Genomic DNA, 26,353 nt, shown 5'->3' on the forward strand with positions numbered 1-26,353 from the left:
CGAAGATTGCCGATAAGAGACTTCGGCAATGACGTGTTTACCTAGGCTAATAGTGTGGACAAGGAATAATCCGAGTCGTCCCTGAGTGCTTCTATCGGGGAACTGTGAACGCACAAGCTAAAGATTGCTGATAAGAGATCTCGGCAATGACGGGTTTACCTAGGCTAATAGTGTGGACAAGGAATAATTCGAGTCATCCCCGAGTGCTTCTATCGGGGGACTGTGAACGCACAAGCAGAAGATTGCCGATAAGAGACTTCGGCAATGACGTGTTTACCTAGGCTAATAGTGTGGACAAGGAATAATCGGAGTCGTCCCTGAGCGCTTCTATCGGGGATCTGTAAACTTACAGGCTAAAGATTGCCGATAAGAGACTTCGGCAATGACGTGTTTACCGAGGCTAATAGTGTGGACAAGGAATAATTCGAGTCACCCCCCAGCGCTTCTATCGGGGATCTGTGAACGCACAAGCTAAAGATTGCCGATAAGAGATCTCGGCAATGACGGGTTTACCTAGGCTAATAGTGTGGACAAGGAATAATCCGAGTCGTCCCTGAGCGCTTCTATCGGGGATCTGTAAACTTACAGGCTAAAGATTGCCGATAAGAGATCTCGGCAATGACGGGTTTACCTAGGCTAATAGTGTGGACAAGGAATAATCCGAGTCGTCCCTGAGCGCTTCTATCGGGGATCTGTAAACGCACAAGCTAAAGATTGCCGATAAGAGACTTCGGCAATGACGTGTTTACCGAGGCTAATAGTGTGGACAAGGAATAATTCGAGTCATCCCCGAGTGCTTCTATCGGGGATCTATAAACTTACAGGCTAAAGATTGCCAATAAGAGACCTCGGCAATGACGAGTTTGCCGAGGCTAATAGTGTGGACAAGGAATAATTCGAGTCATCCCCGAGTGCTTCTATCGGGGATCTGTAAACTTACAGGCTAAAGATTGCCGATAAGAGACCTCGGCAATGACTCGTTTGCCTAGGCGAGTAGTGTGCATAAGGATTAATCTGGGTCATCCCCTAGCTCTTCTATCGGGGACCTGAGAACGCACAGGTTAAAGATTGCCGATAAGAGGCTTCAGCAATGACGTGTTTATCTAGGCGAGTAGTGTGCACAACGAATAATCTGGGTCATCCCCGAGCGCTTCTATCGGGGATCTATGAACGCACAAGCTAAAGATTGCCGATAAGAGACTTCGGCAATGGCTTCACTTTAGAGTGTGAAAAGCCTTCAGACACAAAAAAGGTGTTGAACCTAAGCTCAACACCTTTCATCTAATATGCTTTCAATCAGGTTTAGCTTAGAAGCTGTGGCTGTACTGAAGACCTACTAGAATTGCATCTGCGCGAGTAGTTACAAGTAGGATATCTGATTCATTTACATCTTCATCAGCACCGATTAGGTAGGTGATACCAAAGTCCATATTTGAATCATTGCTGAAGTGGTATGTTGCACCAGCAGAGAGCCAGTTACGGTCTGAATCAGGCACAGATGTTGATGTGATCTGATCTTGGGCACTTGTATCATGCATGTAACCTGTACGTAACGTTACGCTGTCGTTTAGATACCACGTACCACCGATTGCGAAGTGCCAGCCATCTTGCCATGCATATTCAGCTGAGTATGAGCTAGAGCATGAAGGAGCTCCTGATGAAAGGTCTGGAACACAACCTTGGCTCAGATTATCCATGTCTAATTTGTCGAATGCGCTCCAGCCGATCCATTGTACAGAATAGTGAACAGCAAATGCTGTATCTGTGATACGGTGGTAACCTGAAAACTCTGCCATATCAGGCAGTGGCAACGTAATTTCTTGACCATGATCGTCTTTAGCTGTGATCTCTGGACTATAGCGATAAGATAGACCAAAACGGTTATTTTCGTTTAGCTCATATACTGTACCCACGTTGAAACCAACGCCCCAGCCGTCAGCATCTTGAACATTAACAATATTGTCGCTACCCACTAACCCATTAAGAGGTTCTGGCAAACCGCGGCGGATAGTACCTTTACCATAAATGATATCTAGACCTGCACCGAAGCTCCATTGCTCGTTTAGACGGTAAGAACCAGCAAGACCAATGTTCATGCTAAGGATATCGGTTTCACCACCAAACGCAGCACCAGGACCATTGTTGTCGTAAAAATCACTGTCTGAAAAGTCGGTGCTAGTGCCGAAATTAGAGTACGCGTTGATACCCCATGCGAATTTGTCGTTTACCGGTACGATTAAATGAATGTTAGGAGCGATAGAAGTACCGCCAATATCATCGTAATTGCCGCCTGCTACTGGAACGTATCCATCAGGAGTAAGTGCTTGTGCATCCTTAGTTGAGATATCAGTAATAATCGCTTCGAAACCAAGAGACAAAGAAGTTTTATCAAAAAGGGCCATTGTCGCTGGGTTACGAGCCATAGAAGACGCGTTATCTGCAATTACTGCGTCACCTGCAAATGCACGACCGATGCCTGTGGCTGATTGTGCGTTAAGTTGGAAGCCTGCTGCGTGCGCCTGAGAAGTAGAGGCTAGCACTGCTGCTGCAAGTAGAGAGCGTTTAAGAATACGCGTCTTGTTCATGAAATATTTCCTTATGGTTTTACGCCAAAATCCTAGCGTATCAACCGGTCTTAAATGTTGAAGTCGGCTGATACTATTGATTATTATAAATTTAACAACTCAGACCACTACCCAAAATGGCTGAATTATTCAATTTTGCGAACAAGAAGCGGTAATTTCGCTAGAAAGTTGCGATCCTTAGAGTTATTGCTCTAAATCAATAATTGATAAGAAAAATAAGTGTGAAATGATAACCCCTTAACAATTCTATATTGTAAGGGGTTGAAATCATTGGGGTATTACCTTTATGAGACGGGGGTTATGATGCTTGCTAACCGCTTAGCAACACTTGCAACATCTTCGTCACTGTCGCCAACGAGTATCATAGAAGCAGTACCAATGGGCACTACAGTGCCGGACATTTGTTTTTCGCTAAAGTTCACTGCATGATCTGAGCTGATATTGGTAATAAATAGGGTTATTCGCCCTTTTTCACCCTGAAACACCATATGCAAAGCGTTACTTTCACCAAAGCCACAGTGATTCAAGTAATACACGTGGTATGGAAAAGTCTCACTAAACTGATAAGCAAATGGCGAGAGCTTGGTGTTGATCTGATTTGAATCAACCTGCTCATCGAGTTTGTCAGTAAATGGACTTTCAATAATCACATGCTGTATGGCTTCGTCGGTAAGACTGGCGTGTGCAGTAGGCACAATATTTGCGGACCAATTTAGCTGTCCAATCATAATCCCAGCGGCAAATGCGACGGAAGCAGCAACCGCTAAGCTGCGTTTGGCAAAATTTGGGCGTACTACATTATCTTCAGAACTCTGATTAAACAGAATCTTATCAGCCAAACTTTCTGGTACATCGATACGCATCGCCTGTTCTATACGCGCATCCAGATTTAACACGTCATCGACAAACTTGGCATTGCTGTCATTATTTGCAATGGCGCTGAGTAGATCTTCGTCTCGCGCTTTTGGGTCAGACATGATGCGGCGGCGAAATTCTAAATCATCCATTTTGCCTCCCCTGATTTGAAGTAGATGAATCGAGTAATTCTTTAAGTTGGTTTCTCGCCCTAAAAAGTCGAGTCATCACAGTATTTTTATTTAGGTCTAATATGTCACCGATTTCTTCGCCGCTGAATCCTCCAACTACTTGTAGGAACAACGGTTCTCTATATTCGAGGTCAAGACGCATGATCTGAGCTTGAAGCCATTCACTTTGGTGAAAGCCATCGTCGCTGCTGTGTCCTTCATTGCCAGGGTCGTCGATATCAACGAGATCGAGCTGCTTTCTTTCGAAGCGTCGTGCGTTTTCCCGTCGAAGTATCGTGATAAGCCATGATTTAGCGGCTTTATCATCTAGCAAAGAGTCCAGTGCCTTCCATGCTCTTAAACAGGTTTCTTGTACAAGATCTTCTGCAACGGAACGATCTTTGCACAACCAGTATGCATAGCGAAATAGGTCTCGGTGATAAGCGCGAACGAGCGCTTCGTATTTTCTTTGTCTATCCATATTAGAGTCGACCGGAGAGGTCGAACTTTTCTTTCGAGTTTTTTCTTTTTTGTCGAAAATCCGTAGTATTGCCACACAACCTCCTTGGTTTATGCGTGCTTGTCACATTCACTGTGACTATAACAATATAAAAATTGATCTACTTCAAAGAAGGAATGCTCAGTTTCCCTATAGTACACCCCGTCATCTGGTCGGACTTACTGTTGCATATTGTAAGCAATTGCATAGTGTAATCCCACTCAAGTGACAGTTTCCTTTTAGACTGACTTCAATCTCTCACTTAACCTTTTGCCTTTTGGTTATTCACCATTTTTTAGTGAGATTTGATGATGCAGTGAGTAGTACACTGTATTAACAGTACTTTATAACCGCACCCTAGGGTGCGGTTTTTTTTTGCTTAAGATCTAGTTTGCTCATTTTATCTTTTGATTTCATTAACATTCTGATTACAATGGTTGAGGTCTGACCTCTTAACTAAGGAAGTGTAATGGGATTACAACAGTTGACGACCCGACAGGGAGATAGGGTGGCAGTTGTCGCTGGGCTTCGAACGCCTTTTGCTAGACAAAGCACAGAACTCAAAGATGTGCCTGCGCTCGACCTTGGCAAGATGGTGGTAAGCGAAATGCTTGCACGTACAGAGATCGATCCGTCAATAATAGAGCAGGTCGTATTTGGCCAAGTCATCCAAATGCCCGCAGCGCCCAACATTGCACGTGAGATTGTGCTTGGTACAGGCATGGATATAAACACTGATGCCTATAGTGTTACTCGAGCTTGTGCCACTAGCTTCCAAGCCACAGCGAATGTTGTAGAGTCGATTCTCGCCGGTAATATTGAAGTCGGTATAGCCGGTGGAGCAGACTCATCATCAGTGCTACCTATTGGCGTGACTAAGTCTCTTGCTTCAAACCTATTAGCCCTTAGCAAAGCTCGCTCACTGGCACAAAAGCTAAAAATTGTAAGTCAATTCAAGATGAAGGACTTAATGCCCGTACCTCCAGCTGTTGCCGAATACTCTACAGGGTTGTCCATGGGGCAAACTGCAGAGCAAATGGCAAAGACTCATTCTATTTCTAGAGCGGATCAAGATGCTTTGGCGCATCGCTCCCATGCGTTTGCGGCAGAGGCATGGAACGAGGGTAAGATTCGTGATGAGGTGATGACGGCCTATCCAGAACCTTACAAGAAGTGGATTGATACCGACAACAATATTCGTTTTGATTCTACGATTGAAGGCTATGCCAAATTAAGACCTGCGTTTGACCGTCAATTCGGCTCGGTAACGGCTGCCAATGCTACGCCTCTTACTGATGGAGCCGCAGCAATAATGTTGATGACAGAAAGCAAAGCTAAAGCACTTGGGCTCGATATCTTAGGATATATTCGCTCCTATGCATTTTCTGCCACAGGGGTTGAGAAAGACATGTTAATGGGGCCGTCATATGCCACTCCGATGGCATTAGATCGTGCTGGCATTTCATTAAATGACTTAACGCTCATTGATATGCACGAAGCCTTCGCCGCTCAAGCTCTGGCCAATATGAAGATGTTCGCTAGCGATAAATTCGCACGCGACAAATTGGGAAGAGATAAAGCGATTGGTGAAATCGATATGGATAAATTTAATGTACTAGGCGGCTCTATTGCTTACGGCCATCCATTTGCTGCAACCGGTGCTCGTATGATTACGCAAACCTTAAGGGAGCTCAAACGACGAGGAGGCGGTTTAGGCCTTAATACGGCATGTGCCGCTGGTGGACTGGGTGCTGCGATGATCTTGGAGGTGGAATAATGAGTGAGACTAAAACATTTAATCTAATCATAGATTCAGAGCAGTTGGCTTGGCTATCAATTGATGTGCAGGGTGAGAAAATGAACACCCTACAAGCCGCATTTGCTGACGAGATGAATGATATCTTAGGGCAACTTGACGCTAAGAAATCTGAGATCACAGGTCTGATTGTTTACTCCCTTAAACCGGATAATTTTGTGGCTGGCGCTGATGTGCGAATGCTCGATGCATGCGGCACCGCAGAACAAGCAACAGAGCTTGCAACGACCGGTCAGCAGATGTTTGCAAGATTGGGCGAATTTCCCTTCTCTGTGGTATCAGCCATTCATGGACCGTGCCTAGGCGGTGGATTGGAGTTGGCGTTAGCATGTGACTACAGAGTGTGCACTGATGATGATATTACGCGCTTAGGTTTGCCTGAGGTTCAACTAGGCTTGTTACCTGGTTCGGGTGGTACTCAGCGCTTGCCGCGTTTGATTGGCCTTATGGCTGCTCTTGATTTGATCCTTACTGGTAAGCAAGTGAGAGCGAAAAAGGCAAAGAAATTGGGCCTAGTAGATGCAAGCGTCCCTCAGAGTATCTTGATGGAGGTTGCAAAGACCTACGCTACTAAATCTAAACCCAAACGCAAAGCGCCGGCTAAAGAGAAGTTAATTTCTAGCATTGGTTTGAGTCGAAAGGTGATTTTCGACCAAGCCGCGAAAAAAACCAATCAGAAAACGCGTGGTAACTATCCAGCCGCTGACATGATCCTCGAAGTGATGCAATTTGGTCTAGAAAAAGGCTTCGCTAAGGGACTAGAGAAAGAAGCTTTTGAATTCGGCAAGCTAGTGATGACCTCTGAGTCTAAAGCGCTGCGTTCATTGTTTTTCGCGACAACAGAAATGAAGAAAGAACACTTTGGTAATGCTGTCCCTGCGAAGGTTAAACAAGTGGGTGTTCTTGGCGGTGGTTTGATGGGAGCGGGTATTGCTCATGTCTCATTGGCAAAAGCAAAATTCCCTGTAAACCTTAAGGATGTGTCTCAAGACGGTGTGCTAAATGCACTCGGTTATAATTACAAGTTACTCAACAAGCAGCGCAAGCGTCGCATTCTTTCTAAAGCAAAGCTGCAATCAAAGATGTCTCAGCTTCGCGGTGGAACGGACTATTTAGGGTTTAATAAAGCGCAGGTAGTCATCGAGGCGGTATTTGAAGATCTTGCATTGAAACAAAGCATGGTGCAAGAGATTGAAGAAGTCTGTTCAGACAGTACTATCTTTGCCTCGAATACCTCATCTTTGCCTATTCATCAAATTGCAGAAGGGGCTCAAAGACCTGAGAATATTGTTGGTCTGCATTACTTTAGCCCAGCAGAAAAGATGCCTTTAGTTGAGGTGATACCTCATGCTACTACCTCAGATGAAACCGTTGCTACTGTGGTTGCCCTCGCTCGTAAACAAGGCAAAACACCAATTGTGGTCAAAGATACCGCCGGATTTTATGTGAACCGTATTCTTGCGCCATATATGAATGAGGCAGCTCAAGTATTGATGGCAGAGCAAGAAATAGAACATATTGATAATGCCTTGCTCAACTTTGGTTTCCCTGTTGGTCCTATTACCTTACTTGATGAGGTTGGAGTGGATATTGGTGCCAAGATCATGCCAATTCTAGTTAAGGAGCTAGGGGAGCGATTCCAAGGCCCTGATCTGTTCGACACCTTGCTCAATGACGGCCGTAAAGGTAGGAAGGTAGGCAAAGGGTTCTATCAATACAAAGGTAAGGATAAGAAGGTCGATAAATCTGTGTATGGATTGTTGAAATTGACGCCTTCTCGAAGTCTATCTGAAGACGATATTGCCCTTCGTTGCACTATTCCGTTGCTCAATGAAGCGGTACGCTGTCTCGATGAAGGAATTATTGCGAGTGCCAGAGATGGTGATATTGGCGCTATCTTCGGTATTGGTTTCCCACCATTTACTGGTGGTCCGTTCAGATTTATTGATACCTATGGTTTGGGCAACTTGATCGAGAAGATGAACCAGTTTGAGCTAAAGTACGGTGAGCGATTTAAACCGTGCCAGGGCTTGCTTGATAGGTTGGAATCTGGTGAGACGTTTTACAACTGATGAATAACCAATAATAAGTTAATTGAGTAGGCGTAATTCTGATGAGGGTTACGCCTTTTTTAACGCTTACACCCTTTATCTTTCAATCTTCGGTGAATAAATAGAATAAGCTGTGATTTGCCCCGCCATAATTGCTGAGAACATAAATAGTGCAGAGAGTCCAATACTAGGTATTGGCAGTATTGATTGCTCAAATACTGATTCACTGGCGCTGACTAAAACTCGGCTACCGGGCACTAGAATAATGATACCTTGCAGAATATAGATAGAGCCCGTGAGATTCATCTTTTTAGCAATCCATGTGCCGTATAGGGTAATGATAACGGTAGTCAGCCAAGTCCCCACAATCCAACCACTGCCAAAACCCAGATAATACGGGCCCCACATACCAAGAACAGCAACCGGTAGGCCAAGTAACATATCTCTTGGTTGGGCGTTAAATATTACACCGATTGCGATGGATATAAGAGGCAAGCCTGCGATATGCATCCACAGTGGCACATCATTGGTATAGGTAAGGGAGTCGCTAATGTTCCAAATTGCTTCACCAATCTGCACACCCATGAAGATACCAATGAAGAGCTTTATTAGTGTCAACGTGCTTTGCCCAAGCAAACTGGTACCGGAGACAAGGTCGTTAAAGGCTAGACACTCTAGCGAGTTGGCTATGGATAAGCCGGGTACAAATAGCACGATCGAAGCGATACATAATGCATAGATGGGGATGGGGAGCCCAAGGCTACTTAATCCGGCAACAAAAATACCAGTGAGTAAAGCTGCAATAAACTCAACGGCAATGGTACGACGCCCTCGCAATACCATTTGACTGCCCCAAACCATAAATCCAAGGAACACTGAGCAAATGATAGCTTCAAGCGTACTGCCGATAAGCATCAGATAAGCAGGTGGTATGGACATGTTTGCAAAAGCAACGGCCCATATAGGGTAGCGGAAAGGCTTTTGTTTGGTTGCGCCATTAGGTCTTAGACGCTGTATCGTTTGAGCAAGAAGACTAAGGTCAATGGACGCGGGCGGCAGACGCTTCATAATGACTTTGTTGTTGTCTTCAGGAAACTGGTAATTAATCGATGTTGGTAGTGCCTGCACCATAACTTGAACATCATGCTGTTTCGCATAATGTTGAGTGAACTTTTCTACTTTGTAAGGTGGGCAACCGCTTTTATGAAGTGTGTTACCAAATTCAACAATTTTGTCGAACATTTCTTGCTGGGGCATGACTACTAATAAATATGATTATCAATGCCGCGAATGTAACAGATAACGAGTATCAAAGCCAAAGTATGCGATTAGCTTTGATACTGTTTTTCCCTATTATTCAATTAGCCTAGTTCCACGTCTTTAGGCATAAGCTGAAATTCTTCAATAGAGCCAATTTCCTTGCCTAACTCCAATGGTGGTGCGTCGTGGTGTTGGTTTCCTTGCGTGTGCATGACGAGTCGATTTGCCGTTCTTGGCTTGAGCTGTTCAACTATGAAACGAATCATATCGGCGCGAGTTAGGTCGCGAATTTTATCAACCACTACTTCTCTGTTATTGAATTCTTTATCTTTATTGCCGATAGAAACCCAAAGTCTTTGCCCTTTGGTACGCAGGTTATTGTCTGGCGCCATTATTTGATTGAGCAGTCCTTGCTTGCTGTTTTGCCATTGTGCTTCGGTGAGCTCTAAAAGCACCATGTAAAATGCATTTAAGAATTCGTCGATAGAAGCGACAAGGTCTATGGGGGCAGCAACGGGGGATTGCACGTACAGGACAATACCTGGAATACGGTTTAGCGGCATGTTTCCCGTGCCGACCATATAGCCCAATTGTTGTTTGGTACGGATCTCGTTGAAAAATGCCGATGACATTAAATGATTCGCTAGAGTAAAGGTGGCAATGGATGTTGGGCTGGAGTCTTTGCCTTGGTGGTAAATCGCTACAGCAGAGTCGTCTTGATTGCAGTTGACCTCTCGCTGGAACGTCCCTTGACTACCTAATTTCACCAGAGGGCGTAGTGACTCTTTGTATATTTGATTTTCTACACGTAGCGCATTTTTCAGTTCATCAGAGATTTGAAGAGCGGCTTCTTGAGTCCAATCACCGAAGACGAACATCTCAACGTAGAGTTTGCCAAGTAACATAGAAACAAAGTCGGGCAGTTGCTCAATGGTCACTTCTTCAAGGGCATCGGCAAGTACCGCTGCAGGCGGGTTGTTAGGCTGCAAGATCCCCGATAATTGATTGAACAGCTGTGATAGTGGTCTATCTTTGCTAGCATTTCGCCATTTTCTAAGCATCTGAGCCTTGATAGTGTCAAAGCGCTGCTGCTCAAAATTGCGAGTGGCAAACTTTTCTAAGATCATCTTCAATAGCTGAGGCTGTTTTTCACTAAAGCCTGAGATAGTAAGAGTCAAACCGCCTTGATGAGCATAGATATTGTAACTCATACCCGCAATCTCGGCCTGATATGACTGGCGAGACAAAGCTTCCATGAATAACTCAACACATAAGCGTAGCTTTACGATGCTTTGCGGGTCTTGAACCGAGCATGGACTATCAATCGCGATATACAGCGACCCTTTGGGCACTCGAAAGTCCGGCTCTTGCAGATGCCAAAGCCTTAAACCGGGTAACTCTTCAATGAGAGTCGGGAGCTCTCTTCGTTCTTCCAGTGGTTTTGGATCTAAGTCGTAGCAAATGAACGGATTCTTACTAGGCAGTGCAAATTCATCATAGATTGGTGGATTGCCCCAGCGATGTACCTGATTGGCGCTTAATTTTTTAGATGAGTAAGGTGTAAAGTACCAATCGGCTTCTTGGTCATAATCCAGTCCTTTTGCGGTTACCCAAACGCGGAGGTTTTCCACGCAAAAATACGGGACAAAGCTTTCAATTAACGAGCGGTCAAAATCGCTCATGCGATAGTCCCCATACAATACTTCCTCAATTGGGAAGTGTTGTAGATTCATGACCAGATAACTGGCAAGATCCATAGGTTTTACTGACTCTTGGAAACGAAACGCAGATTCCAAAACGGCTTGTTTCTCATGATAACGCCAATCTTCAATACCTTCTTCAAACACCAGTTTCATGTAGGAAAAAATCATCTCAATGATGTCATCAATGTGTTCGAGCCCTTCTGGAGTAAGTAGGCAGCCAATAGTAAATTCTCGAAAGTTACTACCACTGATGCCTCCACCGGCCGCCAAAGACGTAACCCAGTGTTTATTTTTAAGCGCTAAAGTTAGGCTTCCTGGACCCTCATAGCCAATAAGGTGGGCAAAATACGATAGAGGTTTGGTCGCGTAATGCTTATCCATGTTAGGGAAAGAAAACGAAAGGCTTAGTTTTCGCACTTCTTTTTCAGGTTCTATTTGGATATATAGCTGCTGTTCTTGCTCGGTAAGCAATGGAGTGGTTAGGGTTTTACCGCCGAAATCTTTATTGGATATATCAGAGAATAAGTGAGTGGCTAATTCTTCAAGCTCATCTAAGGATTGAGGCCCGACGAGCACTGCTGTCATTAAATCCGCTGAGTATTTTTCGTCATGAAAGCGGATGATTTCGTCTCTGATTGAGCCACTTTCTCTATCATTTAACGTTTCTTCGTTCCCGACTGAGAATTTGGAAAATGGATGAGCAGGATTAACCAGTTCTTTTTGTACTTGATAGAAGCGACGAGAGTCATCATGGATCTTCATCTGGTACTCAGAGTTCACGGCTTGTCTTTCTTTGTCTAAAGCTTCTTGGTTGAATAATGGAGAAATAAAAAATTGGCTGAATCTGGATAGAGCCGGCTCAAAGAAATCGGGGGAAACATCGAAGAAAAAGCAAGTATGCTCAGTTCCAGTCCAGGCATTATTACTGCCCCCATGCTGGCTTATGAATGTTTGGAATTCGCCCACTTTAGGGTAGAGCTTGGTTCCAAGAAAGAGCATGTGCTCAAGGTAATGAGCAAGTCCTTCACGATCGACAGGGTCATCAAAATGTCCCACTCTTACGGCAAGTGAGGCAGAAGAACGCAGTGCTTCGGGAGCCTGAACCAAGATAACCTTAAGTTGATTACTTAGGGTTAAGGGACGATAGCTATTTTTATCATTCGGGCTTTGATGCACTTAACGTTCTCCTTTGAGTTACTCACGACCAAAAGGCTAATCTTGATCGAGGTAAACTATTGTTTTGTATATCAAGTATGGCGGAGCAATGACGTCTAGCAAACTTAAAAAGTAAATTTTTGTTGAAATGCTAGCTCAATCAGAGATAACCCTATGGGTTATGGTGTACTCTTTCATGAAGCAGTCATAAGTTTAGGATAGAAATGAACGTATTTATCATGCGCCACGGAGAGGCGGGAAGCTTTGCCACAAGCGATGCGCAGCGTACTCTGACTCAGCGCGGAGAGCAGCAGTCATTAGAAGTCGCTAAAGCTGTGGTAGGGCAGGGAGTATCCCATTTTGATCTCGTGCTAGTTAGTCCTTATATTCGAGCACAGCAAACTTGGGATGTGATTAAAGGGCAGTTTTCGGCGACAAAGGTTGAAGAGTGCGCTGATATTACGCCGTACGGCCAATCTGATGACGTCTATCAATATGTTTGTGCCATTGCAGACACGCAGAAACCGAACTCTATTCTTCTCGTTTCACATTTGCCGCTAGTAGGTTATCTTACTGCGGAATTTGTCAATGATATGACCGCACCAATGTTTCCTACCTCAGGTTTTGCTGCTATAGACTTTGATCTAGAAAGCAGTAATGGCGAGTTGATGTGGCATATTGCGCCTTAATGTTCATATAAAAATGGCGACCTGAGGTCGCCGTTTCTAGATTCTAAGTTACTTACTTGGGCATAAGAACAGTGTCTATGACGTGAATGACACCATTAGATGCTTTGATGTCAGTCCCTGTTATCAAAGCATCATCAATCATTACTTTTCCGTCCATCGCTTTGATCTTCACTGAGCTACCTTGCACTGTTTGTGCTTCGCTAAGCTTTACGACATCCGCAGCCATTACTTCTCCTGACACTACGTGATAGGTCAAGATTGCGACTAACTTGTCTTTATTTTCTGGCTTTAGGAGCATTTCAACCGTGCCGTCTGGCAATTTGTCAAACGCTTCATTCGTGGGGGCGAATAGTGTGAATGGGCCTTCGCCTTTGAGTGTGTCAACGAGTCCTGCTGCTTGCACAGCGGCGACGAGCGTTGAAAAATCATCATTGCTTGCTGCGACATCAACAATGTCTTTTTTCATACCATGATGGCCAGCGTAGATATTGAAACTTAGCGCTATCAATCCGACGAACCAAACTGCTTTTTTTGCAATATGTGAGTACATAACGTATCCCTCGTTTTGTTTTTTTAATATCCAAACGCTTTGGATACATGCAACATTGATTACGCAGAGAGGGAATAAACGATCATTATTTTTCTGGAATAGAGAGTAAAACCAGTAGGGCACCAGCGCCGCCAAATTCGAGAGGGGCTTGGTGATAAGCCATAACATCTGGGTGCTGCGCTAGCCACAAAGGTACCTTTTGCTTGAGGATATGTTTGCCGATACCGTGCATCACGCTGGCACAATGTACGTTTTCTTTAATACAGTGTGCAATCATAGCACCAAGTTCGCGCTTAGCTTCCTGTTGAGTCATGCCGTGCATATCTAAGTACACGTCGGGAACGTAAACGCCGCGTCGCAATCGCTTCACTTCATATTTAGAGACATCGCTTCGAGCGTAACGCGTAGGACCGTCATCACTCAGCATGGGTTCGAACTCGTCAGAGAAGAAAAATTCGTTGTCTTTGGCTTCTCTGCTAAACCTTTGTTGCTGTTTTTGCTTTGTTTCTCTTTTTGGCGGTTGGATTATGGTATCCTGTTGCAACTTTTTAACGCCCTGTACTGCTTCTTTAAACAAAGCAAAGTCATCATCGCTTGGCTTATCTGATTTGTTCATGGGATTAGTTTTCTGATCTATCTTTGATTGGGCAGTATTGTAGCGCTTTTTGGAGAAAATTTTGGATAAGATTTTTGTAGATGAAGCAGTGTCGGAACTTCACACACTGCAAGACATGATTCGTTGGACAGTTAGTCGATTCAACGCGGCGGGGCTATTTTATGGTCACGGCACAGATAATGCGTGGGATGAAGCTGTACAATTAATCCTGCCTTCACTCTATCTACCTCTAGATGTGCCGTCGCATGTCTTAAACTCACGTCTTACTAGCAGCGAACGCTTGCGAGTAGTAGAGCGAGTTATTCTGCGTATTAATGAACGTACTCCAATCGCTTACCTGACTAATAAGGCATGGTTCTGCGGTATGGAATTCTTTGTTGATGAAAGAGTACTGGTGCCACGCTCACCAATTGGTGAATTGATCGAGAGTCAATTCCAGCCATGGTTGGTTGATCAACCTACTCGTATCATGGATATGTGTACCGGTAGCGGTTGTATAGCCATTGCCTGTGCGCACGCGTTCCCTGATGCAGAAGTGGATGCGATTGATATTTCTTCTGACGCGCTAGAAGTGGCAGAGCAAAATATCCAAGACCATGGTCTAGAGCTTCAAGTTACACCAATTCGTTCTGACTTGTTCCGCGATTTAGTCAAAGAGAAATACGACCTGATTGTGACGAACCCGCCGTACGTAGACGAAGAAGATATGAACAGTCTGCCAGAGGAGTTTAAGCATGAGCCTGAGTTGGGTCTAGCTGCTGGTACCGATGGCCTTAAGTTGGTGCGTCGCATACTTGCTAATGCGCCTAGTTACCTGTCAGAGAACGGTATACTGATTTGTGAAGTGGGTAATTCCATGGTTCATATGATAGAGCAGTATCCACAAATTCCTTTCACTTGGATTGAATTTGCTAACGGTGGACATGGCGTATTCATGTTAACTCGCGAGCAGTTAGTTGAATGTGCGGAAGAGTTTGCTCTGTACATAGACTAGTTTTAAGAACTGAGTTGAATAACGGCACCTATGAAGGTGCCGTTTTTTGTTGTCAAAGATCTTTACAATAGAGTGTGATAAAGCGAGTATGAAAGACATTAGTTCGCACAAAACAGACTTACAATGAGGAAGTAATGGCAGGAAATAGTATTGGCCAGCATTTTCGCGTAACCACATTTGGCGAAAGCCATGGTATCGCTTTGGGTTGTATCATCGATGGATGCCCTCCTGGTTTATCCCTAGAAGAGGCTGACCTTCAAAAAGACCTAGACCGTCGCCGTCCAGGTACCTCTCGTTATACTACCGCTCGTCGCGAACCGGATGAGGTGAAGATCCTTTCTGGTGTATTCGAAGGACAAACGACAGGTACTTCAATTGGTCTATTGATCGAAAATACCGATCAACGCTCAAAAGATTATTCTGAGATCAAAGACAAGTTCCGTCCAGGTCATGCTGATTATACTTATCATCAAAAGTATGGTGTACGTGACTATCGTGGTGGTGGCCGTTCTTCTGCTCGCGAAACCGCAATGCGTGTAGCAGCAGGTGCGGTAGCGAAAAAATACCTAGCACAAGAGTTTGGGGTAGAAATCAAGGCTTACCTAACTCAAATGGGTGATGTAAAGATTGAGAATATCGATTTTGACGAGATTGAAAATAACCCATTCTTCTCTCCAGATGCAGCGGCTGCTGAAAAGTTTGACCAACTGATTCGCGACCTGAAAAAAGAGGGCGACTCCGTAGGTGCTAAACTGCAAGTGGTCGCAAAAAGCGTTCCAGTTGGTTTAGGTGAACCTATCTTTGACCGATTAGATGCTGATATCGCTCATGCACTCATGAGTATCAATGCTGTTAAGGGCGTTGAAATCGGTGATGGCTTTGAAGTGGCAGCACAAAAAGGCAGTGAGCATCGTGATGAGTTAACTCCGGATGGCTTTGCATCAAACCATGCTGGTGGCATCTTAGGTGGCATTTCAACAGGCCAAGATATTGTGGCTAATATTGCGCTTAAGCCAACATCGAGTATTACTGTACCGGGGAATACCATCAATCGTCAGGGTGAAGCGACGCAGTTGATCACCAAAGGTCGACACGACCCATGTGTGGGTATTCGCGCAGTGCCGATTGCAGAAGCGATGTTAGCGATTGTAGTGCTTGATCATTTGCTTCGTCATCGTGGTCAAAACTTTGGTGTGACGACAGAAACGCCAAAGATTTAACTTAACGCGGATTTATATTAAGGGTCTGAACATCGTTGTTCAGACCCTTTTTTATATACTTAATGCAGTGAACTCTCGGTCTCAAGATGAAATGAAGGCAGACGCCATTTAAATCTTACCGCAGCCATTCTCAATAGGTACCCGACAATCAGCGTGGAGATGGTGGCTGTTACCTCATCAATACCAAACTCTAGTTGAGCTAAGTAAAGTCCTGATGCGATTAATGCTACCGATGCGTACAGTTCCTCATGTAAGACCAAGGGCGTTTGACGGCAGATGAGATCTCGAAGCAGCCCCCCAAAGACGCCGGTAACCAATGCAGAAACCATACAAATAAGAGCATGATGTCCCATACTCATCGCCACCTTGGTCCCTATTATGCTAAATACAATCAGCCCCAGTGCGTCTAGGCGAATGAATATCCCCTTGAGCTTGATGACCCACTTTGCAAGCCTCGTAGTCAGTACACCAGCAACACAAGTAATCACTAAAAATTCAGGATTTTTAACCCAACTTAGTGGATAGTGACCAAGCAAAATATCACGGACTGTTCCTCCGCCTATAGCTGTTGCACTCGCGACTAGCATTACTCCAAACCAATCCATTTTGCGTCGACCTGCGCTTAATGCACCTGTCATAGCTTCTGCTGTAATACCAATGATATACAAAACGCTGAGTAACATATTGTGAGACTCTCATCGTGACCAGTCATGCTGGTAGGTGGGAAAATTAGGCGTGAGTGTAGAGCGAAATTAAAACGGTGACGAATGAGATTTTGTACCGACGCAATCGTTTGTTAGATTACTAAATCTAATAGCGAGTTTATCACTGTGGGTTTACCTATGATGCTAAAAAAGGGACAATATTGTTTTACGCGGATACAACGATCAATCTCTCCATGACTCACGAGTACTCAGACCTAATCACTTTATTCAACGACACGTTTTACCGTTCGTTTAATACTAAGCTAGAGCTCGGCGCAGATGAGCCGATCTATCTCCCTTCGGATGATTCAAATAACTATCATCGCATTATTTTTGCTAGAGGTTTTTATGCCTCTGCCCTTCATGAAATAGCGCACTGGTGCGTAGCTGGACCTGAACGACGTCTTATTGAAGATTTTGGCTATTGGTATGAACCCGATGGTAGAGATGCGAATACGCAGGCTGAATTTGAAAAAGTAGAAATTCGCCCACAAGCCTACGAATGGCTACTTTCACAAAGCGCTGGGTTTCGGTTTCAAGTCAGCTGCGACAACTTGCACGGAGCGTTTGAGCCAGATAGATTAGGCTTTATGAAAAAAGTGCATACAGAGGTTATCGACATTTTAGAGAAAGGCTTGCCAACTAGGGTCGAGATGCTTTCTAATGCGCTTCGGGAACATTACAATGTCCCGCCACTTACTCAGGAAGACTTTAAGGTATTTTAAACCATGATTTTACAACTCGAAGAACAGCTCCTTGACACCATTGACCAAACCGTTGCAACAGCTTCGGATGATGAGTTGTTTGCTGGTGGTTATTTGCGTGGTCATATTTCCCTTGCTGCCGCTGATTGCGAATATGAAGCGATTACTGAAATCGCCGTTTTTAAACAAAAAATTGAACAAAGCTTGGCAGATGCGCAATCTGAACTGACTCCTGCTGATCGCGTTATCGTCGCAGATATGTGGGATGGTTTATCAAAGGCGCTCGTTTAATTTTCATATCGACAAGTGACCTTGTTCAGTTTTTTTGATGAAGTTGTTACAACTGACGCTATGGTCAAATGCTCTGATCTTATTATTATGAACGTATTACCAATCACACTAATAAACAGTTAAGTTAGGAAGTCATCATGAAAGTAGTCGCGTTTGGAGCTAGCACAAGCTCAACCTCTATCAACAAAACTCTAGCTGCTTATGCTGCTCATCAAATTCCTGATGCTGACGTTGAAGTCATCGATCTAATCGATTTTCCAGCACCGCTGTTCAGCGAAGATGTAGAGAAAGAGGTGGGTCACTCGGAGTCGGCTCAAAAACTGATTGCCAAGATTGGTCGCGCTGACGCTGTGGTTGTCTCTTTTGCTGAACATAATGGTAGCTACACTGCTGCGTATAAGAATCTGTTTGACTGGGCAACTCGCATTGATCGTAATGTATTCCAGAACAAACCTGTTGTGTATTTGGCTACCTCTCCAGGTCCTGGTGGCGCACAGACTGTACTTGCAAGCGCTGTAGGCTCCGCGCCTTATTTTGGTGCGGACGTTAAAGCGTCACTGTCTATTCCAAGCTTTTACGATGTTTTTGATGTCGAGAGTAACGAGTTCAAAGAGAGTGAACTTAAAGGCAAGGTTCAAATAGCGGTTGAAGCGCTAGTGGCAGAGGTCGTTTAAACGTACCTCGCTTAAAATTATAAAAATGGGCTTACCTCTGTTTGTAGAGTAAGCCCATTTTTTTGCGCTATTTCTGGCTATTTACTGACTGAAATTGCTATTACTTGTCGAGCCCAGGAATAGGTCTTCCTTTCCTTAGTTTTCGCACCCACATCCGACTTGGATGCACCATTTCAAGCATATCGGTAGACAGTGGTAAAGGCAGTTTTAGGATCTGAGAAGCGAGCACCTCAGCGAGCATGGGGGCTGATGTTAACCCGCGTGAGCCTAGCCCCAGCAAGCAGAACAAATTCGTATATTGGCTTACAGCCGTTACCTTGGTGTTGCCTCGTTTATTTAGGTTCTCATACTGCTCTAATATGTGCTCAAATTGCCCCACATTTCCGGCAAAGGGCAGATGATCTCGAGAAACACTGCGAACGCCTTGTCGTGAGTCGTTGCCACTCACATCAACCTTTGATGTCCACTCTTGATCGGGTAAGCATTGCTGCAGTTTAGAGGCATTTTGTTGTTGGGCTTCTGGATCGAAAGCTTTAGTCAAATCACTACGATCATAACTGGCACCAATACAATGTTTATCTAGTGGGCTCTTTGGCGTTAGGTAGCCATCGTAACACACCACCGTTTTTAGCTTTTGTAGATGCTCATTGGTCGGAATATGGCTGACTTGTCCTTTAACCTTGCCCAATGGCAATGACTGGCTTTGGGTAAATTGGTCAAACAGGTGCCCATTGGCAATGACAACAACAGAGTGCTCAAATGTCCCTTTGCTAGTCGTGACTTGCCATTTTTGTTCTTTGCTATGTTCATGAGCATGTTCAGTTAGGTCGGTGACTTCATGGCTTAGCTTGAGAGTCAGTTTTCCTTGCTCACTGAGCATAGTCATTACGCCTTTAGTGCATTGCTGAGGCGATAGCCAACCACCAAGAGAATAAAACACAGAACCAAACGAGCAATCTAAGCCTGCTGTTTCACTTGTTTGTTGTGGGCTTAGCAATTTAATTAGCTCTTGAGGATATTGCCCTTGTACTAGGCGAGACAGTTTTTTTGCCTCTGTTTCATTCCAACAAAGTTGGGTTACTCCGCACCAGTCATGATCAAAATCAACCTTACTTGCCATCTGATCATAGAACTGTCTCGCAAAGGTAAAGCCATTGGCAAAGACTTGAGATACCGCATTATTATTGCCATTAAGAAGGGGGTAGAGTGCCCCTTGCTGGTTTCCTGAAGCGCCTTCGGCGAGTGTTTCATCTTTGCAGTATAGGGTGACGCTTGCCCCTTTTTGAATCAAAGAATATGCTAAGCAAGCACTGGCAATACCACCACCGACAATAGCAATATCCCCAAGGTTCTCAGCATTTTTCGTCGCTGATTGGCGATCAAATAGAGGGGAAAGATTGCTGTAGAGTTGCTTGCTAACCATAGAGCCTGCAATCATCTCGCGCTTGTGGCCGAAGCCTTTGACTTTTTTCATTTCAAAGCCCGCTTCAATTAAGCCGCGACGAACAAAACCTGCTGCGGTAAAAGTGGCGACGCTACAGTCTTGCTTGGCTATTTTTGCCATGCCATTAAATAGGTCTTGGTTCCACATCTCCGGGTTTTTGCTCGGCGCGAACCCATCCAAGAACCAGGCATCGATAATGCCGTCTTGATAGGTAGGAACTCGAGGTAGATTGTCTTTAATATCACCGAGCCATAGATCTAATGTAATCGCACCATCGGCTAAGATCAGACGCTGACATTCAGGCAATGCCAAAGGATAGTGTTGCTGCAACTCAAGGGCATACTTTTCCAGCTCTGGCCACGCTTTGTGTGCTTGCTTGAGGTCATGCAAGGTAACGGGGAACTTTTCAAAGCTGATAAAATGCAGTTGATTCACAGCGCTTTGTGGATTTTCTTCTCTAAATTGCTCAAACTCTTTCCATACAGCAAGGAAGTTTAGACCGGTACCAAAGCCTGTTTCAGCGATAACAAATCGTGATTGGTCATATTTATGCCATCGTTCTGGGATATGGTTTTGGGTGAGAAACACATAGCGAGTCTCAGCAAGGCCGTCATTATTTGAGAAATAGACGTCATCGAATTGTTCAGAAATAGGTGTGCCAGAGTCGTTCCAATCTAGCTGTGCATGTTTAATTTTGGGCATATTGATCATAGAATGAGTCGTTAACTGCAGAGATTGTACAAATATCTAGGAAAGCTGACCACTTTATCCGGCCTTTCTGGTTATTATCTAGCGGAAATTTGAATTATAGGAATGTCACATGAAACGAGTCGTGATCACCGGTATGGGTATTGTTTCCAGCATCGGTAACAACGTCGAAGAAGTACTAGAGTCTCTTAAAGCTGGCAAATCTGGTATTGAAGCCTCAGAACAATTTAAAGAAAAAGGGCTGCGTTCTCAGGTTTGGGGCAGTCTGAAGATTAATCCAGCAGAACATATCGACCGCAAGCAAATGCGTTTCATGGGTGATGCAGCGGCCTACGCGTACATTTCTATGGATCAAGCTATTGCAGACTCAGGTCTAACTCCGGAGCAAGTTTCTAATGAACGCACTGGTATCGTTGCAGGCTCTGGTGGTGCATCCTCTTTAAACCAAGTTGCAGCTGTTGATACTCTTAGAGAGAAAAACGTTAAACGTGTTGGTCCATACATGGTAACACGTACTATGGGTTCGACTGTTTCAGCATGTCTAGCAACACCATTTAAGATTAAAGGTGTTAACTATTCAATCAGCTCTGCATGTTCAACATCAGCACACTGCATCGGTCACGCGATGGAACTGATCCAACTAGGCAAACAAGACGTTGTATTTGCTGGTGGTGGTGAAGAGCTTGATTACAGCATGTCAATGATGTTCGACGCTATGGGCGCTCTGTCAACTAAGTACAACGATGAGCCAACTCGCGCTTCACGTACTTATGATGCCAACCGTGACGGTTTCGTTATCTCTGGTGGTGGCGGTATGATGGTTGTCGAAGAGCTAGAGCATGCTCTTGCTCGTGGCGCAAAAATCTATGGCGAGCTTGTAGGCTATGGTGCTAACTCTGACGGTCACGATATGGTAGCTCCATCAGGTGAAGGCGCAGTACGCTGTATGAAGATGGCTCTGCAGAATGTTGACTCGATAGACTATGTTAACACTCACGGCACATCTACTCCTGTAGGTGATGTGAAAGAGCTAGGTGCTATCCAAGAAGTCTTTGGTGGTAACAGCCCAGCAATTTCAGCAACTAAAGCAATGACAGGTCACGCATTAGGTGCGGCAGGTGTTCACGAAGCTATCTACACTGCGCTTATGTTAGAGCACGGCTTTGTTGCTCCAAGTATCAATATCGAAACATTGGACGAAGCTGCTGCTGGCCTTGATATCGTGACTGAGAAGCGCGATCAGGAACTGAAAACGGTTATGTCTAATAGCTTTGGCTTTGGTGGTACTAACGCAACGCTAGTGTTTAAAAAATACGAAGGCTAATTCCTTATTTCCTGTCTTTTGATCAAAGCCAGGCTCTAGGGTACATGTCATTCCCGAGTGTTTTTATCGGGAATCTGTTTTTGGGTAGTACAATTGAAAGATCCCCGATATAAGCATTCGGGGATAGCGATTATCAATCATACGAACAATAATGTAGTAACCCCATAAACTATTTAAAGGCCCGACAAGTTTTGCTTGTCGGGCTTTTTATTATTAATCTATAGTCCTGCAAATTACTGTGAAGCCTGCAAATGAAAATTGTAATTGATGAAAATATGCCTTATGCCAAAGAGTTATTTGGTCAGTTAGGTGAGGTTATTGCGTTATCTGGACGTTCGATTAACGCCGATGATCTAGTAGATATTGATGCTTTGATGATTCGCTCAGTCACTAAAGTGAACAGTGAGTTGCTCGCGAAAGCCAATAAGCTTAAGTTTGTGGGTACTGCAACGGCAGGCCATGATCACCTTGACGAAAATGCTCTTAAAGCAAAAGGAGTCGCTTACACTCATGCGCCGGGTTGCAACAAAGTTGGAGTAGCAGAGTATGTGATTTCATCATTGATGGTACTTGCTCAGCAACAAGGCTTCTCAATTTTTGATAAAACGGTAGGCATTATAGGTGCTGGGCAAGTAGGTAGCTATTTAGCGAAGTGCCTGACAGGCATAGGTATTAAGGTACTGCTCAACGACCCATTGAAAAAGGCTGAGGGTGACACTCGTCCGTTTACTGATTTAGATGAGTTAATAGAGCAAAGCGATGTGATTTCTTTACATACGCCTATTACTCGTGATGGCGATTATCCTACGCATCACCTAATTAGCTCTGATCGCTTGCATAAAATGCGTGCGGATCAAATTTTGATTAACGCGGCTCGTGGTCCGATTGTCGATAATTCTGCATTAAAACAGAGACTGCAGCGCAATGATGGATTCACCGCAGTTCTGGATGTCTTTGAGTTTGAGCCGGAAGTCGATCTTGAGCTTCTACCACTACTGGCTTTTGCAACGCCACATGTTGCAGGATATGGCTTAGAGGGTAAAGCCCGTGGCACTACCATGATTTTTAACTCTTTTTGCCAGCTCATTGAGAGCCCGTTTTCTGCCAATGCTGCGGATCTTTTGCCAATAGCGCCAGTACCTAAAATGCACTTATCTCGCGCTTGGGATGAAGCAACACTGCACAACATCACACAATTGATTTATGATGTGCGCAAAGACGATGCCTTGTTTCGCCGAAAGATTGGTAAAACGGGTGCATTTGACCAAATGCGTAAAGAGTATTGGGACCGCCGAGAGTATGGCGCGGTGACGTTAACTGGTGATGCGTCTTGTAATCTGCAACCCTTGCAAGAACTAGGTTTTAAGGTAGAGGTAAGTAAATGAGTCAAAAATTTAATGTGGCTATTTTAGGCGCGACTGGTGCTGTGGGTGAAACACTACTAGAAGTGCTTAAAGAGAGAGATTTTCCAGTAGGAGATCTGCATTTACTGGCCAGTGAGCGTAGTAAGGGTAAGAGCTATCGCTTTAACGGTAAGAGCATCGAAGTACAAAACGTTGAAGAATTCGATTGGTCTCAAGTACACATCGCTCTATTTTCAGCGGGTGGCGAACTATCGGCACGTTGGGCCCCTGTTGCAGCAGATGAAGGGGTAGTGGTTATCGATAATACTTCGCAGTTTAGATACGACTATGATATCCCTCTTGTTGTTCCTGAGGTTAACCCTGAGGCGATTGCAGAATTTCGTAACCGCAACATCATTGCAAACCCAAATTGTTCTACCATCCAAATGCTAGTGGCTTTAAAGCCAATTCATGATGAAGTAGGAATCGAGCGCATCAACGTATCGACTTACCAGTCAGTTGCTGGCGCGGGAAAAGCAGGCATTGATGAATTAGCAGGGCAAACAGCGAAGTTACTCAACGGTCTTCCAGCTGAACCTGAAGCGTTTTCTCAGCAAATTGCGTTTAACTGTATTCCTCAGATTGATAAGTTTATGGATAACGGTTACACCAAAGAAGAAATGAAGATGGTTTGGGAAACGCAGAAAATCTTTAACGACCCTTCAATTATGGTAAACCCAACCTGTGTTCGTGTTCCTGTTTTCTATGGCCACGCTGAAGCGGTTCATGTTGAAACTCGCGCTCCTATTGATGCTGCACATGCTATCGAGTTGTTTGAGCAAGCTGAAGGTATTGAGGTTTTCCAAGGGGAAGACTACCCAACTCAGGTGCGTGATGCTGGTGGCAAAGACCATGTTATGGTGGGACGTGTACGCAATGATATTAGTCATCAAAGCGGTCTTAACTTGTGGGTTGTTGCTGATAACGTCCGTAAAGGTGCCGCAACTAACGCAGTACAAATTGCAGAGTTGTTAATTCGCGATTACTTCTAATCGGTGACAACTATTATTAAATAGTGCTAGTTGATTTTATAAAGCCAGAGTTGACCCGTTCATCTCTGGTTTTTTCGTTTTCAGCAAAAGAAAGTTCAATGATTAACCATTAGCGGTATTTGCAACACATTTTTAACGTAAATTGGCATGCTGTTGTTGTCTTTTGTTGCAAATTTTAGCAAATTAGAAGTATTCATCGCCTAAGGTAAATCTAGTTGCGCTCTCAAATGGAATTGTATCGTCGTACCCTTACTGTAATTGTTTGTCTTCTATTTTCTGTTGCTTCGCATGCTGAAGAAATTCGACTTGTTGGACCAAGTGGAAAACTACAAGCGGTTCCTACCTATATTGTCCCAGATAACCTTGATGGCACGACGCTTAATCGCGATCAAAATAGACTTTCCACACAAAGAACTTATGGCCCAACCGCTATAGAAGAGACCTTGTGGTCCATTGGTCAAACCGTGAGAAGTAGCGAGGAGCAATCTGTCTATAAGATGGTATTAGCTATCTATAAAGAGAACCCTACCGCCTTTGAAGACAGAAATATTCATTTGCTGAAGCCTGGTAGCACTATCACGATCCCAACGGATGCAGTGGTCGAAAAGCAGAGCGTCGCTGAGGCTGTTCGTTTATTCAAAATTCACGAGCGTAAAGCGAGCTATCTTGCCAAAGTTGCAAGTAAAGATGCTCCTACACAGATCAAGGTTGAAGATCTTGGTGCTCGAGAAATCCAGCAAAAGCAAATAGAGTTTCTGCAACGACAATTACAGTCTTCGCAAAGTGAGTTTAGTTCCCTGCAACAAAATAATCAGGATCTACTGAAAGCTATCGGCACCATTCGCACCGATGTAGTGGAGCTAAAAGGCCAACTAGACCTAGAGTCTGAACGCAGACTTAATGTCGAAAAAATGCTTATTGATCAACGTAATACATCAGGCACTGTCATTAGCCAAGACAGTACAAGTCTACTCACTAATGTTTGGGTTATTGTTGCTCTGTCGGCAGCAGTCACCGCTTTGATCATGTTGTTGATCATTAGGCTCACGCTTTCTATAAAACCCGTTCCTCAGATTGGCCAAGAACCGTCACCACTTAAAGCACTAAATCCAGCGCCTGTGACTCGAGATGATGATGAGCCAGAGATTGAAAATGCTGAACCTGTTGAGGCGAAACAAGAGCCAGCAGCGGATGTGAGGTCTACACAGAATGAATCTCAGCAAGGCACAGTAAACCCGTTGGACAAAGAGTTTGAGCATGAGCTGGATAAAATTCTAGCGGATAAACCCGAGCTTGAAAGTGATGAATTTGTGGAAACGAACGCTAAAGAGATCTCATCATCAGAAGTAGAACCAGCAGAGATCGTTCATGATGAAGACCTGCCTGAATATGGAGAGAAAGAGGCGTTAGCTGATGCGAGAAAAGAAGCGCTAGAACTCTTAGCAGAAGACGAGGCTGAGGCGATGTCTGAGTCCAAGGTTGTCGATGAAGAACCGTTGCTTAAAGCATCGTTAGAGACTAGCTCACAAGAGATTGACCCTACTGAAGAGGTAGCGGCGCAACCTATTGAGGCTGAATCATCAACAGATAAGGAGCCTCACAGCCCTTATAAGACGATAGATGAAGTGATCGCTGAGGGAGATGCGGAGCCCGCAATCAATCCAGATGAAGAAGAATTAGACCTTAGAGTTGGACTTGATGAGTTTCCAGACGTTATAGGCAAGGTAGAGCTCAAAGATGTAGACCTAGATGGTGAGATAGCGAGTCAGCTTGATCTGGCGACGGTTTACATTCAAATGAATGATTTAAACCATGCCAACAAGTTGTTGAACGGAGTGCTGGAGAAGGGGACTCAAGAGGAGAAACAACGCGCTCAGCAGTTGCTGGAGTCTATTCGCTCCTAATGAAATTTGTTACGTTAACGTGCATCGTTTATAATGCCCGCC

At 44.4% G+C, this 26,353-nt stretch carries 21 protein-coding genes; 12 read left to right on the plus strand and 9 right to left on the minus strand.

All coding sequences use genetic code 11. The annotated features are described in order from the left end of the window. Positions 1-1,307: 1,307 nt before the first annotated feature. The 3 genes from OCU48_RS04730 to OCU48_RS04740 form a co-directional block, all read right to left on the minus strand. On the minus strand, positions 1,308-2,585 hold the full coding sequence (locus tag OCU48_RS04730; RefSeq protein ID WP_141347032.1) for an outer membrane protein transport protein: 1,278 nt from the start codon (positions 2,583-2,585) through the stop codon (positions 1,308-1,310). A 284-nt stretch (positions 2,586-2,869) separates the two neighbouring features. Then, entirely contained in the window at positions 2,870-3,592 is a 723-nt protein-coding gene (locus tag OCU48_RS04735; protein WP_141347033.1) for a DUF3379 family protein, read from the minus strand. Further along, positions 3,585-4,166, minus strand: a complete 582-nt coding sequence (locus OCU48_RS04740) for a sigma-70 family RNA polymerase sigma factor (RefSeq protein WP_141347034.1) — start codon at positions 4,164-4,166, stop codon at positions 3,585-3,587. Before OCU48_RS04740 ends, OCU48_RS04735 begins: the two co-directional genes overlap by 8 nt. A gap of 412 nt (positions 4,167-4,578) precedes the next feature. Between OCU48_RS04740 and fadI the strand changes: the two genes are divergently transcribed. Continuing rightward, entirely contained in the window at positions 4,579-5,886 is a 1,308-nt protein-coding gene (fadI, locus tag OCU48_RS04745) for an acetyl-CoA C-acyltransferase FadI (RefSeq protein ID WP_141347035.1), read from the plus strand. Then, on the plus strand, positions 5,886-7,997 hold the full coding sequence (gene fadJ / locus OCU48_RS04750; protein ID WP_141347036.1) for a fatty acid oxidation complex subunit alpha FadJ: 2,112 nt from the start codon (positions 5,886-5,888) through the stop codon (positions 7,995-7,997). The genes fadI and fadJ overlap by 1 nt, the downstream gene beginning before the upstream one ends. Positions 7,998-8,072: 75 nt before the next feature. Here the strand turns inward: fadJ and OCU48_RS04755 are convergent, their stop codons facing one another. Both OCU48_RS04755 and OCU48_RS04760 read right to left on the minus strand, forming a co-directional pair. Next, positions 8,073-9,233 carry a threonine/serine exporter family protein gene (locus tag OCU48_RS04755; protein ID WP_141347037.1) on the minus strand — a complete coding sequence of 387 codons (1,161 nt, stop codon included), beginning with the start codon at positions 9,231-9,233 and terminating at the stop codon, positions 8,073-8,075. Between the two features lie 104 nt (positions 9,234-9,337). Beyond that, positions 9,338-12,115: an insulinase family protein gene (locus tag OCU48_RS04760; protein ID WP_141347038.1), complete on the minus strand. Its 2,778-nt coding sequence runs from the start codon at positions 12,113-12,115 to the stop codon at positions 9,338-9,340. Between the two features lie 203 nt (positions 12,116-12,318). Here OCU48_RS04760 and sixA point away from each other — a divergent pair, with 203 nt between their 5' ends. Continuing rightward, positions 12,319-12,783, plus strand: a complete 465-nt coding sequence (gene sixA, locus OCU48_RS04765) for a phosphohistidine phosphatase SixA (RefSeq protein WP_141347039.1) — start codon at positions 12,319-12,321, stop codon at positions 12,781-12,783. A 52-nt stretch (positions 12,784-12,835) separates the two neighbouring features. Here sixA and OCU48_RS04770 read toward each other — a convergent pair whose 3' ends face one another. After that, complete coding sequence (locus tag OCU48_RS04770; protein ID WP_141347040.1) at positions 12,836-13,333, minus strand: fasciclin domain-containing protein; 498 nt, start codon at positions 13,331-13,333, stop codon at positions 12,836-12,838. A gap of 85 nt (positions 13,334-13,418) precedes the next feature. Next, positions 13,419-13,949, minus strand: coding sequence for an endonuclease SmrB (smrB, locus tag OCU48_RS04775; RefSeq protein ID WP_017027794.1), 531 nt, complete (start codon positions 13,947-13,949; stop codon positions 13,419-13,421). A 61-nt stretch (positions 13,950-14,010) separates the two neighbouring features. On the opposite strand from smrB, the gene prmB reads away from it, so the two are divergent. Further along, on the plus strand, positions 14,011-14,943 hold the full coding sequence (gene prmB, locus OCU48_RS04780) for a 50S ribosomal protein L3 N(5)-glutamine methyltransferase (RefSeq protein ID WP_141347041.1): 933 nt from the start codon (positions 14,011-14,013) through the stop codon (positions 14,941-14,943). 134 nt (positions 14,944-15,077) lie between these two features. Further along, positions 15,078-16,163, plus strand: a complete 1,086-nt coding sequence (gene aroC / locus OCU48_RS04785; RefSeq protein WP_141347042.1) for a chorismate synthase — start codon at positions 15,078-15,080, stop codon at positions 16,161-16,163. A gap of 59 nt (positions 16,164-16,222) precedes the next feature. Here aroC and OCU48_RS04790 read toward each other — a convergent pair whose 3' ends face one another. Then, entirely contained in the window at positions 16,223-16,846 is a 624-nt protein-coding gene (locus tag OCU48_RS04790; RefSeq protein WP_141347043.1) for a trimeric intracellular cation channel family protein, read from the minus strand. 215 nt (positions 16,847-17,061) lie between these two features. Here OCU48_RS04790 and OCU48_RS04795 point away from each other — a divergent pair, with 215 nt between their 5' ends. The 3 genes from OCU48_RS04795 (at position 17,062) to OCU48_RS04805 (ending at position 18,536) form a co-directional block, all read left to right on the plus strand. After that, positions 17,062-17,592, plus strand: a complete 531-nt coding sequence (locus tag OCU48_RS04795; RefSeq protein WP_141347044.1) for an elongation factor P hydroxylase — start codon at positions 17,062-17,064, stop codon at positions 17,590-17,592. A 3-nt stretch (positions 17,593-17,595) separates the two neighbouring features. After that, positions 17,596-17,862, plus strand: a complete 267-nt coding sequence (locus OCU48_RS04800) for a YfcL family protein (protein ID WP_141347045.1) — start codon at positions 17,596-17,598, stop codon at positions 17,860-17,862. Positions 17,863-17,999: 137 nt separating this feature from the next. Continuing rightward, positions 18,000-18,536 (plus strand): NADPH-dependent FMN reductase, encoded by a 537-nt coding sequence (locus OCU48_RS04805; RefSeq protein WP_141347046.1) that lies wholly within the window; start codon positions 18,000-18,002, stop codon positions 18,534-18,536. 100 nt (positions 18,537-18,636) lie between these two features. Here OCU48_RS04805 and mnmC read toward each other — a convergent pair whose 3' ends face one another. Further along, entirely contained in the window at positions 18,637-20,682 is a 2,046-nt protein-coding gene (gene mnmC, locus OCU48_RS04810; RefSeq protein ID WP_208727222.1) for a bifunctional tRNA (5-methylaminomethyl-2-thiouridine)(34)-methyltransferase MnmC2/FAD-dependent 5-carboxymethylaminomethyl-2-thiouridine(34) oxidoreductase MnmC1, read from the minus strand. Positions 20,683-20,800: 118 nt separating this feature from the next. Between mnmC and fabB the strand changes: the two genes are divergently transcribed. The 4 genes from fabB to OCU48_RS04830 all read left to right on the plus strand — a co-directional run bounded on the left by fabB (position 20,801) and on the right by OCU48_RS04830 (position 26,311). Continuing rightward, positions 20,801-22,012 carry a beta-ketoacyl-ACP synthase I gene (gene fabB, locus OCU48_RS04815; RefSeq protein WP_141347048.1) on the plus strand — a complete coding sequence of 404 codons (1,212 nt, stop codon included), beginning with the start codon at positions 20,801-20,803 and terminating at the stop codon, positions 22,010-22,012. A gap of 251 nt (positions 22,013-22,263) precedes the next feature. Beyond that, a complete protein-coding gene (locus tag OCU48_RS04820) occupies positions 22,264-23,397 on the plus strand; it encodes a 4-phosphoerythronate dehydrogenase (protein ID WP_141347049.1) in 1,134 nt (377 codons plus the stop codon). Next, positions 23,394-24,407 carry an aspartate-semialdehyde dehydrogenase gene (locus tag OCU48_RS04825; RefSeq protein ID WP_141347050.1) on the plus strand — a complete coding sequence of 338 codons (1,014 nt, stop codon included), beginning with the start codon at positions 23,394-23,396 and terminating at the stop codon, positions 24,405-24,407. The genes OCU48_RS04820 and OCU48_RS04825 overlap by 4 nt, the downstream gene beginning before the upstream one ends. A 215-nt stretch (positions 24,408-24,622) precedes the next feature. Beyond that, positions 24,623-26,311 (plus strand): FimV/HubP family polar landmark protein, encoded by a 1,689-nt coding sequence (locus tag OCU48_RS04830; protein ID WP_244312379.1) that lies wholly within the window; start codon positions 24,623-24,625, stop codon positions 26,309-26,311. The last annotated feature ends 42 nt before the right edge of the window (positions 26,312-26,353 follow it).

Origin of the sequence: Vibrio inusitatus, from assembly GCA_024346935.1 — a bacterium.
Taxonomy (GTDB): domain Bacteria; phylum Pseudomonadota; class Gammaproteobacteria; order Enterobacterales; family Vibrionaceae; genus Vibrio; species Vibrio inusitatus.